The organism is Tamlana crocina (genome assembly GCF_012037625.1).
In genome coordinates, this window is sequence record NZ_JAAVJS010000012.1 from 39,365 (window position 1) to 54,353 (window position 14,989).

The 14,989-nt window shown below is 36.1% G+C and carries 13 protein-coding genes and 2 tRNA genes; 12 read left to right on the plus strand and 3 right to left on the minus strand.

Going from position 1 to position 14,989, the window contains the following annotated elements; genetic code table 11:
- Window positions 1-86: 86 nt before the first annotated feature.
- The 9 genes from HC176_RS09910 (at window position 87) to HC176_RS09950 (ending at window position 9,688) form a co-directional block, all read left to right on the plus strand.
- Entirely contained in the window at window positions 87-1,301 is a 1,215-nt protein-coding gene (locus HC176_RS09910) for a hypothetical protein (RefSeq protein WP_167918047.1), read from the plus strand.
- A 19-nt stretch (window positions 1,302-1,320) separates the two neighbouring features.
- Window positions 1,321-1,848 (plus strand): hypothetical protein, encoded by a 528-nt coding sequence (locus tag HC176_RS09915; RefSeq protein ID WP_167918048.1) that lies wholly within the window; start codon window positions 1,321-1,323, stop codon window positions 1,846-1,848.
- Between the two features lie 17 nt (window positions 1,849-1,865).
- Window positions 1,866-2,822 carry a DUF6175 family protein gene (locus HC176_RS09920; RefSeq protein ID WP_167918049.1) on the plus strand — a complete coding sequence of 319 codons (957 nt, stop codon included), beginning with the start codon at window positions 1,866-1,868 and terminating at the stop codon, window positions 2,820-2,822.
- A 19-nt stretch (window positions 2,823-2,841) separates the two neighbouring features.
- On the plus strand, window positions 2,842-3,777 hold the full coding sequence (locus HC176_RS09925) for a hypothetical protein (RefSeq protein ID WP_167918050.1): 936 nt from the start codon (window positions 2,842-2,844) through the stop codon (window positions 3,775-3,777).
- Between the two features lie 52 nt (window positions 3,778-3,829).
- Window positions 3,830-6,433 carry a T9SS type A sorting domain-containing protein gene (locus HC176_RS09930; RefSeq protein ID WP_167918051.1) on the plus strand — a complete coding sequence of 868 codons (2,604 nt, stop codon included), beginning with the start codon at window positions 3,830-3,832 and terminating at the stop codon, window positions 6,431-6,433.
- A gap of 4 nt (window positions 6,434-6,437) precedes the next feature.
- A complete protein-coding gene (locus HC176_RS09935; RefSeq protein ID WP_167918052.1) occupies window positions 6,438-6,980 on the plus strand; it encodes a Riean_0653 family protein in 543 nt (180 codons plus the stop codon).
- A 13-nt stretch (window positions 6,981-6,993) separates the two neighbouring features.
- The gene (locus HC176_RS09940) at window positions 6,994-7,518 is read left to right on the plus strand and encodes a hypothetical protein (RefSeq protein WP_167918053.1); all 525 of its coding nucleotides are present in this window, start codon (window positions 6,994-6,996) and stop codon (window positions 7,516-7,518) included.
- Between the two features lie 93 nt (window positions 7,519-7,611).
- The gene (locus tag HC176_RS09945; RefSeq protein ID WP_167918054.1) at window positions 7,612-8,697 is read left to right on the plus strand and encodes an energy transducer TonB; all 1,086 of its coding nucleotides are present in this window, start codon (window positions 7,612-7,614) and stop codon (window positions 8,695-8,697) included.
- Between the two features lie 22 nt (window positions 8,698-8,719).
- Entirely contained in the window at window positions 8,720-9,688 is a 969-nt protein-coding gene (locus HC176_RS09950) for a T9SS type A sorting domain-containing protein (RefSeq protein WP_167918055.1), read from the plus strand.
- A 267-nt stretch (window positions 9,689-9,955) separates the two neighbouring features.
- On the opposite strand, the gene fbp is transcribed toward HC176_RS09950, so the two are convergent.
- Window positions 9,956-10,966, minus strand: a complete 1,011-nt coding sequence (gene fbp, locus HC176_RS09955; RefSeq protein ID WP_167918056.1) for a class 1 fructose-bisphosphatase — start codon at window positions 10,964-10,966, stop codon at window positions 9,956-9,958.
- A 115-nt stretch (window positions 10,967-11,081) separates the two neighbouring features.
- On the opposite strand from fbp, the gene HC176_RS09960 reads away from it, so the two are divergent.
- The 3 genes from HC176_RS09960 to HC176_RS09970 are packed head-to-tail and all read left to right on the plus strand — an operon-like array spanning window position 11,082 to window position 14,664.
- Window positions 11,082-11,561 (plus strand): GNAT family N-acetyltransferase, encoded by a 480-nt coding sequence (locus tag HC176_RS09960; RefSeq protein ID WP_167918057.1) that lies wholly within the window; start codon window positions 11,082-11,084, stop codon window positions 11,559-11,561.
- Between the two features lies 1 nt (window position 11,562).
- Window positions 11,563-12,813, plus strand: coding sequence for an aspartate kinase (locus tag HC176_RS09965; protein WP_167918058.1), 1,251 nt, complete (start codon window positions 11,563-11,565; stop codon window positions 12,811-12,813).
- Window positions 12,814-12,834: 21 nt separating this feature from the next.
- A complete protein-coding gene (locus tag HC176_RS09970) occupies window positions 12,835-14,664 on the plus strand; it encodes a GNAT family N-acyltransferase (RefSeq protein ID WP_167918059.1) in 1,830 nt (609 codons plus the stop codon).
- A 66-nt stretch (window positions 14,665-14,730) separates the two neighbouring features.
- Here the strand turns inward: HC176_RS09970 and HC176_RS09975 are convergent.
- Together HC176_RS09975 and HC176_RS09980 are read right to left on the minus strand one after the other, a co-directional pair.
- Window positions 14,731-14,815, minus strand: a tRNA-Leu gene (locus HC176_RS09975).
- A gap of 20 nt (window positions 14,816-14,835) precedes the next feature.
- A tRNA-Gly gene (locus HC176_RS09980) sits at window positions 14,836-14,907 on the minus strand.
- Window positions 14,908-14,989: the final 82 nt, after the last annotated feature.

The following is a 14,989-nucleotide window of genomic DNA, read 5'->3' on the forward strand; positions in this document are numbered from 1 at the left end:
ACATGAAACTTTTTTTTAAGAATGTTTTTTTTTCGCTGCTTTTTTTGTTTTCACTATCTACAAGTGCCCAACAACAAAACACTGATGTGAAATATAAACGCAGTTCATTGCATACCCTCATGATTAGTGATCTACAACAGGAATATGCCAATACCATACAAGACATTTTTGTTAATGCACCCTTGCCCGATAAGTTCAACAACCACATGGTATTTACCAGGCTAATTCCTAAAAACGATACGACCTTCGTTTATACAAACCCAAAAGCGAACGAACAACCCAAAAAGAAAGGACTACTATCTAAAGTTTCCTTAAAATCTAACACTAATAGTTCTGATAACACCCAACATTTGGCCATATTAAATTATTTAAACAGTAAAAATATTGCTAAAGACATGGTTGCCAAATGGTTTAACAGAAGTGAAAACGGTGGCTTTAATATGAATCTAATTGCCGAAAGAGGCTTTTATAACGCCACCGATTTGGATGTGAAAATTGCCAACAATAGTGAACGCGGTTCGGCGATGTTAGCCGATGCAGGCGAAGCGCTCATAAAAAACACCTTTGTGGTGGTCAACGATTTTAAGTACACCAACAAAGAAGAAATTGCCAACCAAGCCAAAGGCATTTTGGGTAGCGTTTCAAATGTAGCTTCAATTCTCGGAAAAAATGATGTGGCAACGGTGTCTGACGCAACCTCGGCAGGCGTTGAAGTTGCCGGAAAAGGTTACATCATCAAAACCCAAGCCTATTTGTACAAGCTGGTTTGGAACGATGACATCGCTGGGATATTTTACAATAGCTACTGGACGGAAGATAGTGCCATTGATTCCGAAAAGAAAAATGCTTTTGACGAAACCGACCTATTCAAGTTTGAATATGTTGGCAAGGCCACCTCTTGGGCCGATGTACAAAGCACAGTTTATACCAAAAAAAGCAACGAAGATTTAATAAGTATTGCAACGGTTAGAGCGGTTGACAACGTTATTGCCAAACTGCAAAGGGAATTTGAAGTCTTTAGAACAAAAACGCCATTAATCAGTACAGATCCTTTAGCAGCAAAAATTGGCCTCAAAGAAGGCTTAGAAAAAGGCGATAAATATGAAGTTTTGGAACAAGTACTCAATGAAAATGGAGTTATTGAATACGAACGCTTAGGCGTTATAAAAGTTGAAAAGGAACTCATATGGGACAACCGCTTTAATGCCGACGAAGAAAATCCATCAGAATTGGAATACACCACCTTCAGTGGAGGAAAAAACAAATATTTTCCGGGTATGCTAATCAGACAAATTAATTAACCTTAAATACTAAAACAACATGATACAAAAAACAAAACCACTATTTATTATAATTGCCTTCTTGGTAATTGGGGTAAGTGCAAACGCCCAATGGAAAAATGAAAAAGCCAACAAAGACACCGAAATTTTTCGTTATGATATCGAGTGCGAAGGCATTGCAAAACTAGGGTCCAAACTTGTAAAAGTATGGTCTTATTCCAAAAATCCAAAACATGCCATTTCGCATGCCATGAAAAATGCCGTACATGGTATCATTTTTAAGGGATTTGCAGGTGGCGGACAAGGATGCACTTCCTTTAGCCCTTTACTAAAATCTGCTAAAACCGCAGCTGAACATGCTGAATTCTTTGATGCTTTTTTTGCCGATGGCGGCGATTACCTTAAATACGTGTCTGCAGCTACAGACGGTAGAATAGCTGCTGGCGATCGATTGAAAGTAAGCAAACGTGAATACAAAATTGGCGCCGTAGTTAATGTCCAAACCGATATGTTAAGAAAACGATTGGAAGAAGAAGGCATTATAAGAGGTTTAGCATCCGGATTTTAATTATTAATACACAACTTATGAAAAAACAGATACACTTACACATTACCTATTGCCTATTTTTAATAAGTGCAATAACATTTAGCCAAGCCAAAAAACCAACAATTATGGTGGTTCCAAGTGATGCTTGGTGTATAAAAAATGGTTACGTCATGAATTTTGATGACCAAGGCACTTTGGTTCAAATACCTGATTATCAAAAAGCATTCCAACAAGATACCGACGTACTTTTAGTTATTAGCCAAATAAATGGTATGATGGCAGACAGGGGCTTTCCACTAAAAAATATGGAATCGGCCATTAAAACACTAAAATCCAATTCGGCTGAAGACAATTTACGTTCCTCTAGCGATTCGGGCAGTGGTGTAGCCGAAAGCCCTATAGATGCATTGAAAAAAGCGGCTAAAGCAGATATTATCATGCAACTTACTTGGACAGTAAACCAAACTGGCCCTAAAAAATCCATTACGTTTAACCTTCAGGGTTTAGATGCCTATACCGATAAACAAATTGCTACTGCTGCTGGCACGGGGGCACCTTCTTTTTCAGCCGAATTACCAGTATTGCTGTCTGAAGCAGTTTTGGCCCACATGGATAAATTTACCGAACGTTTACAAGCACATTTTGATGATATGTTTGAAAATGGTAGGGAAATTATTGTCCGCATTCAAAAATGGAATGATTGGGATGGCGATTTAGATACGGAATATGGTGGTGAAGTCCTTGGTTTTGCTATTGAAGATTGGCTAGCAGACAACGCTGTAAAAGGGCGTTTTAGCACGACAGACATGACCGAAAACATGGCATTGTTTGAACAAGTTAGAATTCCATTAGAAAATGAACAAGGTAGAGCCTTAGATGCACGACGTTTTGTATATGAGCTTAGTAAATATTTAAAAAGCGCTCCATATAACATCCCAAACAAATTAGTCATGAAAGGACTGGGAAGAGCCACCATAATTTTAGGTGGTAAATAAATTTTAAAAAATGAAAGAAATGAAAAAAATAATATCCAGTTTTATACTTATTGCCTCGCTAACATTGGCAGCACAAAATAATGTTAATTACGATGGTATTTTTTTAGGAACCTACATTCCAAATCAAATAGAAAGTATTCCTACTTACGCAAAACGTATGCTTTCCAATAAATTAAACCAAATCATTACAAAAAACGGTATTGCACAGGGCGGTTTTGACACACGGTTTATCATTACACCGAATATTACTGTGATTAGCAAAGATGTTTTGCCTACTGCCCCTCCAAAAATCGCCTTAAACCTAGAGGTTACACTTTATGTTGGTGATGGCATTGAGGGCTCATTATTTACAAGTGAATCCATAATGGTTAAAGGCGTTGGCACCAATGAAAACAAAGCCTATATGGCAGCAATAAATCAAATAAAACCTAAAAACCAAGCATTACAAGATTTAGTAACAAGAAGTAAAGAACGTATTATTGAATACTTTAACAACAATTGCAACTTAGTTATTAAGCAAGCTGATGCATTAGCTTCACAAAACAACTATGAAGGAGCTCTAGCCTTATTATCAAGCGTTCCTGAAGTTAGCACATGTTTTAATAAAATAAAAACCAAGCTTGCTACTTATTATGACAAAGCTATTGAGTTTGACTGCAAAGTTAAACTATCAGAAGCCAGTGGTATTTGGGCAGCCAATCAAGACATTAATGCCGCTAACGAGGCGGCTGCACTTTTAGCAACCGTAGAACCAACAGCACCTTGTTTCAATCAAGTTAAATCTTTATTCTCTAAAATATCAAATAGAGTAAAAGAATTAAGCGACAGAAATTGGAACTACGCACTAAAAATTTTAGATGTGGAAAAATCCAGAATTCAAGCGGCTAGAGATGTCGGTGTTGCTTATGGCAATAATCAACAGCCTAACACATATAATATTAGGGGGTGGTATTAATTGCCAACCCCTTTTTTATAAAACAGCTATTATTAACATAAAATTAAACAGCATGAAAATAAAACTACTCTCATTTATATTGTTCACAATTTCTTATTTAGGATTTTCCCAAACCACCGCCATACCCGATGCCAATTTTGAACAAGCGTTAATCGATTTGGGCATTGATAGCGATGGAATTGTTAATGGGCAAATTCTAACTAGTGATGCTGAATCTGTAACTGCTGAACCTGGTTTGTACTTAGCAAATAAAAACATTAGTGACTTAACAGGTATTGAAGCATTCATAAACGTTTTTGATTTAGAGTGCCAAAATAATAACATTTCAAATTTAGATTTAAGCAACCTTACAAGTCTTTTTTATTTAGATTGCTCTAATAACAATTTGTCTAGTTTAAATATAAAAAATGGTAATAATACCAACTTGTCCTCAAATGCTTTTAATGCGTCTAGCAACCCTAATTTAGATTGTATTCAAGTAGATAGTGCTGAATACTCAAACAGTAATTGGACCAATATTGATTTTGGTGTAAATTTCTCAACAAACTGCGAGTATTCTTCAGGAACTACTAATATTCCTGATTCTAATTTTGAACAGGCACTTATCGATTGGGGCATTGATAGCGATGGGGTTATTAATGGTTCAGTTTTTACATCTGATATTTCTGGTGTTACATATTTAAATATATCATACAGAAATATTAGTGACCTTACAGGAATAGAAGCTTTTACTGCTTTAACTGAATTAAGGTGTCAAGGAAATAATCTTACAAGTTTAAATTTTAGCAATAACTTACAATTAAAGAAATTACTATGTTATTCTAATAATTTATCCTCATTAAATATTAGTAATAACACCGTTTTAGAAGAAGTAAATGCTAACAACAATTCAATACAAAATATTAATTTAACAAATAACACCTTGTTAAAAGATTTTCAGATTGGTGGCAGTGAATTAACATCCATAGATGTTAGCAATAACAATTTATTAGAAACCTTGGGTGTTGGTGCTAACCAAATATCCACATTAGACATAAGCAACAACCCTAATCTTACAAATTTAGATTGCTATTTCAATCAAATTTCAAGCTTAGATATTAGTGATAAATTTCAGTTAAAAAAGCTTTCTTGCAACTTGAATAACTTAACCAGTTTAGACGTTAGTAATAATACTCTATTAGAAGAATTAAAATGTGGTCAAAACTCTATTCAAAATATAAACATAAACAATAATACATTATTAAAAATATTATGGGTTGACAGCAATGAACTAACATCTTTAGATATTAGCAACAATACCCTCCTAGAGGTCTTAAGCTGCCAAGACAACCAACTAACCTCATTAAACGTTAATGCTCACACTAATTTAAGAGAACTTTTATTTGCCGTCAATCAAATTTCTACAATAAACATTAGCAACAACACTCTTTTGGAAAGGTTACAATGTCAGTTTAATCAATTAAGCACTTTAGATGTTAGTAATAATACACTTCTAAACGATTTTAATTGTGGAGCAAATCTATTGACTAATTTAGACATAAGTCAAAATACTTTGATGGATATACTTTGGTGCTTTGATAACCAATTAACTAGCTTAGATGTTAGTAATAATTTGCAATTAACATGGTTAAGCTGTGGCAATAACCAATTAGGCTACTTAGACCTATCAAGTCATTCAAAATTGGAAGCAATAGAATGCAATGAGAACCAGCTAACATATTTAAACATTAAAAATGGTAATAATACTTTAATCACAGGAGGTTTTTATTTTAACACAACAGACAATCCAAATCTAACTTGCATCCAAGTAGATGACCCATCCTATTCTTCTACAAACTGGACAAACATAGATGCCCATACAAGTTTTAGCGAAGATTGTGGCATTGTATGGTCTTCCGATTCTAGTGACTATGCAAACTTTACAACCGTTGATTCCGATGCAGACACCTTTAATTGGACAGTAGAAGGTGGCACGACATCTAAAAGCTCTGCAAGCAAAGGTTTAGCAAGCAGTGGCACACGCTTTTTTTCACAATCTTGGAATCCAGAAGCTGGGAATTTAACCCCAGACAATTTACTTATTACACCAACTGGAGCCATAACCGTTCCTAGTAACGCATCATCCATTTCATTTAAACTAAATGTAGAGGCTTCCAGTAGCGATCGCCCTGCAGAACACTTGGCCATTTATGTTTTTGATGAAGCCGCAGGACAATCGTTTGACACCAAAATACATGAAGAAACTTTAACGGTAGGTGGATCTGGAACTGCTAAAGATATTACAGCAGCTATACCCATAACATTTGCTGGAAAAAACATTGGCATCATTGTAAGGCACTTTAACACCGTTGGGCAAGATAAATTGTATGTGGATGATTTTAAGGTGAGCTATGAGGCCTCAACCTTAACTATTGCAGAAGAAAACGACCAAACAGCAACTACTCTATACCCTAATCCAACAAAAGATAGAATTCACATCAATACGCTTCAAAAAGCTTTATACAAATTAACAAACATTAACGGTCAAATTTTAGTAAAAGGGGTTTTGCATGGAGGCAATAATACCATTGACATTTCCCATTTTCAAGACGGAATGTACTTTTTGAATATTAATTCAAATTTGGGAAATGTCATCAAGAAAATCATTAAAAACTAGAACCATGAAAACTTTTTCAAAAATAGCCTTCATTATATGTTTTTCATTCGCTTTTAACTATTCAAGCATTTATGCCCAAAATGGTGCAGCACAATTCTCAGCCAAGATAAACGGCAGTGATTTTGTACCAACACCAGAAGATGGCTTTAGCCAGATTTTTGCGGTATTGGTAAAAACGCCCATGTTCTTTCAACTAAGCATTAACGGCAGTACTGTTATAGATAATGCTGCCAAAAGTATTCTTGTTTCTATAATGGACGAAAAATCGTTTAACACCGTGGGGCCAAATACCGTATGGGATTCAAAAAACAATACAGGGGAAGACTTCCCTACTGGCCATTATTTTGAAGTACATAACGACAATGAAAAAGAAGCCACCACTGAATCTACGGAAGATTCTTATCTAAAAATCACAGCTATTGATAAAGTAAACAAACGCGTTTCCGGAGAGTTTCGGTTTACCGCCTCAGACGGCGTGAACTCATATAAAATTACCGATGGTGTTTTTACGAATGTATCTTATAAAAACTTAAAAAAATATAAATAACCAATATAGAATTATGAAAAAAAGAATCTGTCAATCTGCTACTTCAACAAACTTCTTAATACTATGCGTATTCGGAATGGTTTTGCTCTCTTGCTCAAAGAACAATAACAATGAAGAAAACCCAGGTTTAACTAATCCAGATGGTGATTATGTTATATGTAACATTGATGACAAATCATTTTCTTCCGAGTATGTCGCAGCATCCTATGGCTTAGATATCTTTGCTATTACAGGCATAACCCTTAATGGAGAAAAATTTGTAAATGTTACTATATTTAACCCTGTAGAAGGAAAAACCTACACCTTAAACAAAATTGTTGATGAATACGTCGAAACTAACGTTACTACTGCAACCGAGTTAGACGAAAATTATACTGCCCGTCGGAATATTGGTTCTGGAACAATAACCCTCACTTACTTTGACGGAGAATCTGCTGCCGGCACTTTTAGCGTAGAGGCAGTACATGAGGATGACCCTGACAAGAAAATTTCAATAACTAATGGAAAGTTTTCAGCTACTTCAATAATTGAGTTGTAGTTCCATCTAAAAAAATCACTTTTTTACGATTTCAATTACGTTCCAAAAAACATAAAAAATCAGCTATTAATTAATCCTTTAAATTTCTAAAAAATGAATTCTGCGCATATTGGTTATTTAAAAAATGGGAGTGTTTTGGTATTACTACTATTACTTTTTACTTGTTCAAACAATAATGAAGAACAAGTAGAAGAAAACAAAAAACCGTTAGCCTTTAATTTAGTTAGCATAAATGATCAAAAAGAAAACATAGATTTGTTACCTTCCTTTTCATGGCAAGAAACCACAGACCCTGATGGTGACCCCGTTACTTATGACTTTTACCTTGATACAAACGCGAGCCCTACATCAAAGTTAGGATCAGACTTGACAGAGACCGCTTTCGAAATCACATCTGAACTTACTTTGAATACTACATACTATTGGAAAGTTATTGCTAAAGACGACAAGGGAAACCTTACCGAAAGTTCTGTTTTTAGTTTTTTGACAATCACCGAACTACCTAATGATGCCCCTAACAGCTTCAATTTGTTGACATTAACAAATGGTCTGACAGACGCGCCATTAACACCTTCGTTTTCCTGGGAAGAGGCCACAGACCCTGATGGTGACCCCGTTACCTATGACTTTTACCTGGACACCAACACAAACCCTACATCAAAGTTAGGATCAGACTTGATAGAGACCGCTTTCGAAATCACATCTGAACTTACTTTGAATACTACATACTATTGGAAAGTTATTGCTAAAGACGACAAGGGAAACCTTACCGAAAGTTCTGTTTTTAGTTTTTTGACAATCACTGATGACATAAATGAAGAAATTGAAGTGCCTTTTTCAATTATAGATGAAGTTCCCATTTTTCCGGGTTGCGAAAATGAGATAAGTGAAAATGATCGAAGGAGTTGTTTTAACGAAAAACTACATGCTTTTGTTGATGAAAATTTTAACCATGAAATAGCAAATGACTTGGGATTATCTGGACGACAACGTATTCATGTGCTTTTTATAATCGACACTAACGGAGATGTTATTGATATTAGAGCTAGAGGACCGCATCCCGATTTAGAAAATGAAGCTATAAGGGTAATTGGCCTAATACCTCAAATTACACCAGGCAAACAAAATGGAAAAAAAGTGAAGGTTCCTTATAGCTTTCCAATAATATTTGATATATAAAAAAAAATACACATAATTATTTATGAACCATATATATTCAAGGAAAACAGTTTTAAAAGCAAAAACTCTCTTAATTTTTATAACTCTCTTTTCTATTCAAATTTATTCTCAAGAAAACAATTCCTTAGTGTGCTCCGATGCTATTGACAATGATGGTGACGGGCTTATCGATTGTAATGACCCTGATTGCCAAAGCCTTCCAAATAATGGGTGTTCGATTTGTAAAGATGGAATTAGTTTCGCAGATATTGTAATTGACTATAGTTCTGGTTGTAATTCATCCGATTCTAGTTTAGAAAAAGCACTTGGAGTAAGCGACTGGGAAAATGCCTCGGATGCTGTATTTTTAGGGGAAGGCGGTTATATAAAATTAGGCTTTACAAACAACCTTTTATCTAATTCAGGAAACAATGAAAATGACCTTTACATTTTTGAGGTTGGCCCAGCTGTTGAAGCTAGCAATTTGGCCTTCAGACCAGCAAACAATTATACTGAAAATATTCTTATAGATGCTAGCATTCCGGATTCTGATTCTGATGGGTTCTACGAATTTGGTTCAATTTCTGGATCAACTAGAGGTTATGATATAGATGAAATATTAACTGGACATGAGAGCAATACATTAAAATTTGATGCAATCCAAATTACCGATATAGCAAACCTTAGCTGTTCAAGGTCTGGAAACTGGCCTGGTGCAGACATTGACGCCGTTTGTGCTTTGTCATCAATCACTCTGTCCAGTTCAGAAATAATTAAAAATAAAAATTTTGTTAAAATGTATCCTAACCCATTCCAAGACAACATCTCATTAGAGTTACCCAATAACGTCAAGATTTTTAATACTAACATTTACAATAATTTAGGACAAACCGTTTACTCAAGCACAGAAAACAAAACCACCTTAAAAGTTGAGCACCTAAAAAGTGGTTTGTATATCTTAAATCTAAAAACAGATATGGGCACAGCCTCTTTTAAGATTGTTAAAAAATAAAAGATACACTGCTATATTTTAATTGTGTCATGACACCTCTATCAATTTTGAATTGATTGATTAAACCAAAACCGATTTTAACAGTCATACTATTATACTATTAGCAAAAAGTTAAAATCATGAACTTTATTTGCTAGTACAGCTCTATTGAGAGCATTAAAAGTAAAATTGCTATTCTCAATAATCTACTGGGTTAAGGGAAATAAAAATGCGAGCTCATGGGCTCGCATTTTTATTTTTTTTATCTCTTATTATAATTATACTGCTTTATCTATGCGTATTCCGCATAAATTCCTCACACTTATCTACCATGTTTTTGCTTCCGCAAACAAAAGGCACACGCTGATGTAATTCGGTTGGGTCTATATCCATAATTCTTGTAAAACCATCACTAGCCTTACCATTGGCTTGTTCCGCTAAAAAAGCCATAGGATTACATTCGTACAATAAACGCAATTTTCCATTTGGGTTTCTTGAACCTTGCGGATACAAATAAATACCTCCCTTTATCATGTTTCGGTGAAAATCGGACACCAAAGAACCAATATACCTCGACGTATATGGTCTGTCTCCTTCTTCCATTTGGCAGTATTTAATATAATTTTTAATGCCTTGCGGAAAATCGAGATAATTCCCTTCGTTTACGGAATAAATATATCCATCTTCAGGAAACTGCATATCGGGGTGCGACAAATAAAACGATCCAATCGCAGGGTTTAAGGTAAAACCATTAACGCCAGCACCAGTGGTATAAACGAGCATGGTAGATGTACCATAAACCACATAACCCGCTGCCACCTGCTCACTTCCTTTTTGAAGAAAATCTTCAAGCTGCACTGGGGTTCCTACAGGAGTGACACGTCTGTAAATGGAAAAAATAGTTCCTACAGAAACATTTACATCAATGTTTGACGACCCATCCAAAGGATCGATTAAAACCACATATTTATTGCCATGGTTTTCATCTTGACTATTAATGGTAATAAAATCATCTTCCTCCTCGCTGGCAATACCACAAACTATATTCCGTTTGGTAAGGGTTTGGATAAACTTTTCGTTGGCATAAACATCCAGTTTTTGCTGGTCTTCCCCCTGAATGTTAGTATCGCCCGCAGCCCCAATAATATCTACTAGTCCTGCTTTATTTACTTCATGGTTTACTACTTTTGCAGCCAGCCTAATGGAGTTTAGTAAACTGGACAACTCACCAGAAGAGTATTTAAAAGCAGCTTGGTTTTCAATAATAAATTCACCTAAAGTTTGTTTTTTATGTGCCATAATGGATTGTTTGTTAACACAAATTAACAGTTTTTTTCAGCAAACTACAACGTTTTCGTTAGCTAATAATTAATTATTTAACTTTAAACTATATTTGGTGTAATTTTTAAAGAATATGAATTTTACAATAAGAAAATCTACAAAAAAAGATATGCCGCAAGTGCTCGATTTAATACACGAACTTGCTGTTTTTGAAAAAGAACCCGATGCTGTTGAAGTGACCATTGAAGATTTGGAAAACGATGGTTTTGGGACAAATCCGGCTTTTACTTGCTTTGTTGCCGAAGCCGATAAAAAAATAATAGGCATCGCATTGGTTTATAACCGCTACTCCACATGGAAAGGCCGAATCCTGCACTTAGAAGATTTAGTGGTGAGCAAAACCGCTCGCGGATCAGGAATAGGCACGGCGCTTTTAGACGAAGTGATAAAATACGGCCACAGCTTGGGCGTAAAGCGTATTAACTGGGAAGTATTGGACTGGAACACACCTGCCATAGAACTATATGAAAAAATAGGCGCCAACGTATTGCGCGACTGGAATGTAGTCCATTTAACTGAAGAAGGCATAAAAAATTACGTTTCAAAACTATAAGATGCAAGTATTTAAATTTGGGGGAGCCTCGGTAAAAGATGCCAACGGCGTAAAAAACCTGGTAAAGGTTTTAAAATTAGTGGGCTATAAAAATACTTTGGTGGTGGTTTCGGCCATGGGAAAAACTACCAATGCCCTCGAACTTGTGGTTCAAAATTATTTTGAAAACAAAGCCGAACTTCAAAGTACACTACAGGAAGTAAAAAAATACCATAACCAAATTTTATTGGATTTATTTGATGACGAAAATCATCCGGCATTCAAAAAAACGGCATCACTTTTCGAGGAACTCGACGCTTTATTAAAAGTGAACAAATCGCCCGATTATAATTTTGTTTACGACCAAATTGTGAGCTACGGCGAACTGATTTCTACTACCATTGTTAGTGAGTTTTTAAATGAATCTGGATTAAAAAACCAATGGACAGACGCTCGAAACCTAATTAAAACCAACAACTATTACAGGCAAGCACGAGTAAATTGGGATAGCACTCAAGCCCTTATTTCCACAAACCTCAACAAAGCCGTATTAAACGTTACCCAAGGTTTTTTGGGCAGTGACGATAATAATTTCAATACAACCCTTGGGCGCGAAGGCAGCGATTATACCGCCGCCATTATTGCATACTGTTTAAATGCCGAAAGCGTTACCATTTGGAAAGATGTTCCTGGGGTACTCAATGCCGACCCACGCTATTTCAATCACGCACAATTGTTAAGTAACTTATCGTATCGTGAGGCTATCGAACTCACATTTTATGGCGCCTCAGTAATCCACCCAAAAACCTTGCAGCCCTTACAGCGCAAAGAAATTCCACTTTATGTAAAATCATTTTTAAACCCTATGCAAAAAGGCACAGCCATTGCAAAAAACACCTCTATTCAGCCTTTAGTGCCTTGTTTCATTCTTAAAAAGAACCAAATTCTCATTTCGCTGTCCTCATTAGATTTTTCGTTCATTGTGGAAGATAACATCAGCGATATTTTTGCCCTGCTCCACCAGTTTAAAATGAAGGTTGAAGTTATTCAAAATTCGGCCATCAGCTTTTCGGTATGCATCGACAATATTTACAATAAATTAGAACCATTATTACGGCAGTTAAAATCAAAATTTAAAGTAACTTGTCATGAAAACGTATCATTATATACCATTAGGCATTACAACCCACAGGCCATAGCCCAAATTGAAACAGGCAAAACCGTACTATTGAAACAGTTAACACCAGAAACAATTCAAATAGTAACTAAATAAACTATTTAGTACATTTACAGCATGAGCAAACCACACCATACCGGTTTAGTATCTGCCAAAGAAGTCGCTAAAGCCATCCAATTGGATAAATATGGATTTATAGGCACCTTTATAGGATGGCTACTAATGAAACTCCTTAAAATATCTACCCTAAACAAAATATACAACCGCAATAAGCACCACAAAGACTTGGATTTTTTAAATGCCATTTTGGACGACTTTCAAATCAAGTTTGAAATTCCCGAAGAGGATTTAAAACGCTTGCCAAAAGATGGCGCCTACATTACCATTTCTAATCACCCACTGGGTGGAATAGATGGCATTTTGCTGTTAAAATTAATGTTGGAACAGCGCCAGGATTTTAAAATTATAGCCAACTTTTTGCTGCATCGCATTGAACCTTTAAAACCTTTCATTATGCCGGTAAATCCTTTTGAAGACCGAAAGGATGTAAAATCGAGTGTTGCCGGTTTTAAAAATTCTATTTTACATTTAAGGGAAGGACATCCGTTGGGTATTTTCCCTGCCGGGGAAGTTTCCACGTATCGTGACGGTAAATTGGTGGTAGATCGCCCATGGGAAGAAGCCGCCATGAAATTGGTAAAAAAAGCTGAAGTACCCGTAGTGCCCATTTATTTCCACGCAAAAAACAGCAAGTTGTTCTACAAGCTTTCAAAAATTAACGATACGTTTAGAACAGCCAAACTCCCTTCGGAACTGCTTACACAGAAACGACGCACCATTAAAGTTCGTATAGGCAGGCCCATTTCTGTAGAAGACCAAAAAGAACACACCAACCTTAAAGATTTTTCAGAATTCTTACGTCGCAAGACCTATATGTTGGCCAATGCCTTCGAGCATAAATCTAAAATTTTAAACGGTCTATCATCTACCCTAAAAGCTTCAAAATCGCCAAAAAACATTGTTACTCCGGTCGATTCGTCGTTGATGGCTCAAGAGGTTGAAATGCTAAGACAGGACGGCTCTAGGTTATTAGAAAGCAAAAACTACGAAGTGTTCTTAGCAGAGGCTAACAAAGTGCCCAACATATTACGTGAAATTGGCAGGCTACGCGAAATCACCTTTAGGGAAGTGGGCGAAGGCACCAACGAAGCCATAGACCTAGACCATTTTGACGAGTATTACCACCACATGTTTTTATGGGACAACGATAAAAATGTTATGGTAGGCGCCTATCGCATGGGATTAGGCTCTCAAATTTTTGAACGCTTTGGCATCAACGGGTTTTATCTGCAAGACCTCTTTAGGTTCGAGCCAGAATTGTACAAAATGATGAGCGAATCCATTGAAATGGGCCGTGCCTTCATTATTAAAGAATACCAACAAAAACCCATGCCCCTATTTTTGCTCTGGAAAGGCATTGTACACACTACCCTACGTTATCCGGAACACAATTACTTAATAGGCGGGGTAAGTATTAGCAACCAGTTTTCGAACTTCTCCAAATCGTTGATGATCGAATTTATGAAATCGCATTACTACGACCCTTATATTGCGCAGTATGTACGGCCAAAAAAAGAATTTAAGGTAAAACTGAAGGATGCCGATAAAGATTTTGTCTTCGATGAAACCGAAGCCGATTTAAATAAATTCGACCGCATTATTGACGAAATAGAGCCTGGAGCATTACGTCTGCCCGTACTCCTCAAAAAATACATAAAACAAAACGCCAAACTGGTAGCCTTTAATGTGGATCCGCTATTTAACAACTCTGTAGACGGATTGATGTACATTAAAATAGCCGATCTTCCTGAAAGTACCGTACGCCCCGTTATGGAAGAATTTCAAGCCGAATTGGAACGTAAGTTTAATGGAAATAATGGCGAGTAAATCATTTTAATTCTTAAAATTTAGACCATAAAAAAAGCCTCTACAATAAACATTGTAAAGGCTTTGTACTGAAGGCGGGACTTGAACCCGCACGGCCATAATGGCCATTGGATTTTAAGTCCAACGTGTCTACCAATTCCACCACTTCAGCTTGGTATTTTATAAAATCAGAGCGAAAGACGGGATTTGAACCCGCGACCCTCACCTTGGCAAGGTGATGCTCTACCCCTGAGCTACTTTCGCATTATGTTGTTGAACGTTGCAATGCCGTATTGCGGATGCAAATTTAAAATATTTCCTTTAAATCCAAAGCCTTTTCTTAAAA

What these genes read in the sequence shown, in the direction of transcription:
- HC176_RS09960 (WP_167918057.1), top strand. Translation starts at nt 11,082, where the DNA reads ATGAATTTTACAATAAGAAAATCTACAAAAAAAGATATGCCGCAAGTG.
- fbp (WP_167918056.1), bottom strand. Translation starts at nt 10,966, where the DNA reads ATGGCACATAAAAAACAAACTTTAGGTGAATTTATTATTGAAAACCAA.
- HC176_RS09945 (WP_167918054.1), top strand. Translation starts at nt 7,612, where the DNA reads ATGAATTCTGCGCATATTGGTTATTTAAAAAATGGGAGTGTTTTGGTA.
- HC176_RS09940 (WP_167918053.1), top strand. Translation starts at nt 6,994, where the DNA reads ATGAAAAAAAGAATCTGTCAATCTGCTACTTCAACAAACTTCTTAATA.
- HC176_RS09920 (WP_167918049.1), top strand. Translation starts at nt 1,866, where the DNA reads ATGAAAAAACAGATACACTTACACATTACCTATTGCCTATTTTTAATA.
- HC176_RS09935 (WP_167918052.1), top strand. Translation starts at nt 6,438, where the DNA reads ATGAAAACTTTTTCAAAAATAGCCTTCATTATATGTTTTTCATTCGCT.
- HC176_RS09950 (WP_167918055.1), top strand. Translation starts at nt 8,720, where the DNA reads ATGAACCATATATATTCAAGGAAAACAGTTTTAAAAGCAAAAACTCTC.
- HC176_RS09925 (WP_167918050.1), top strand. Translation starts at nt 2,842, where the DNA reads ATGAAAAAAATAATATCCAGTTTTATACTTATTGCCTCGCTAACATTG.
- HC176_RS09965 (WP_167918058.1), top strand. Translation starts at nt 11,563, where the DNA reads ATGCAAGTATTTAAATTTGGGGGAGCCTCGGTAAAAGATGCCAACGGC.
- HC176_RS09970 (WP_167918059.1), top strand. Translation starts at nt 12,835, where the DNA reads ATGAGCAAACCACACCATACCGGTTTAGTATCTGCCAAAGAAGTCGCT.
- HC176_RS09915 (WP_167918048.1), top strand. Translation starts at nt 1,321, where the DNA reads ATGATACAAAAAACAAAACCACTATTTATTATAATTGCCTTCTTGGTA.
- HC176_RS09930 (WP_167918051.1), top strand. Translation starts at nt 3,830, where the DNA reads ATGAAAATAAAACTACTCTCATTTATATTGTTCACAATTTCTTATTTA.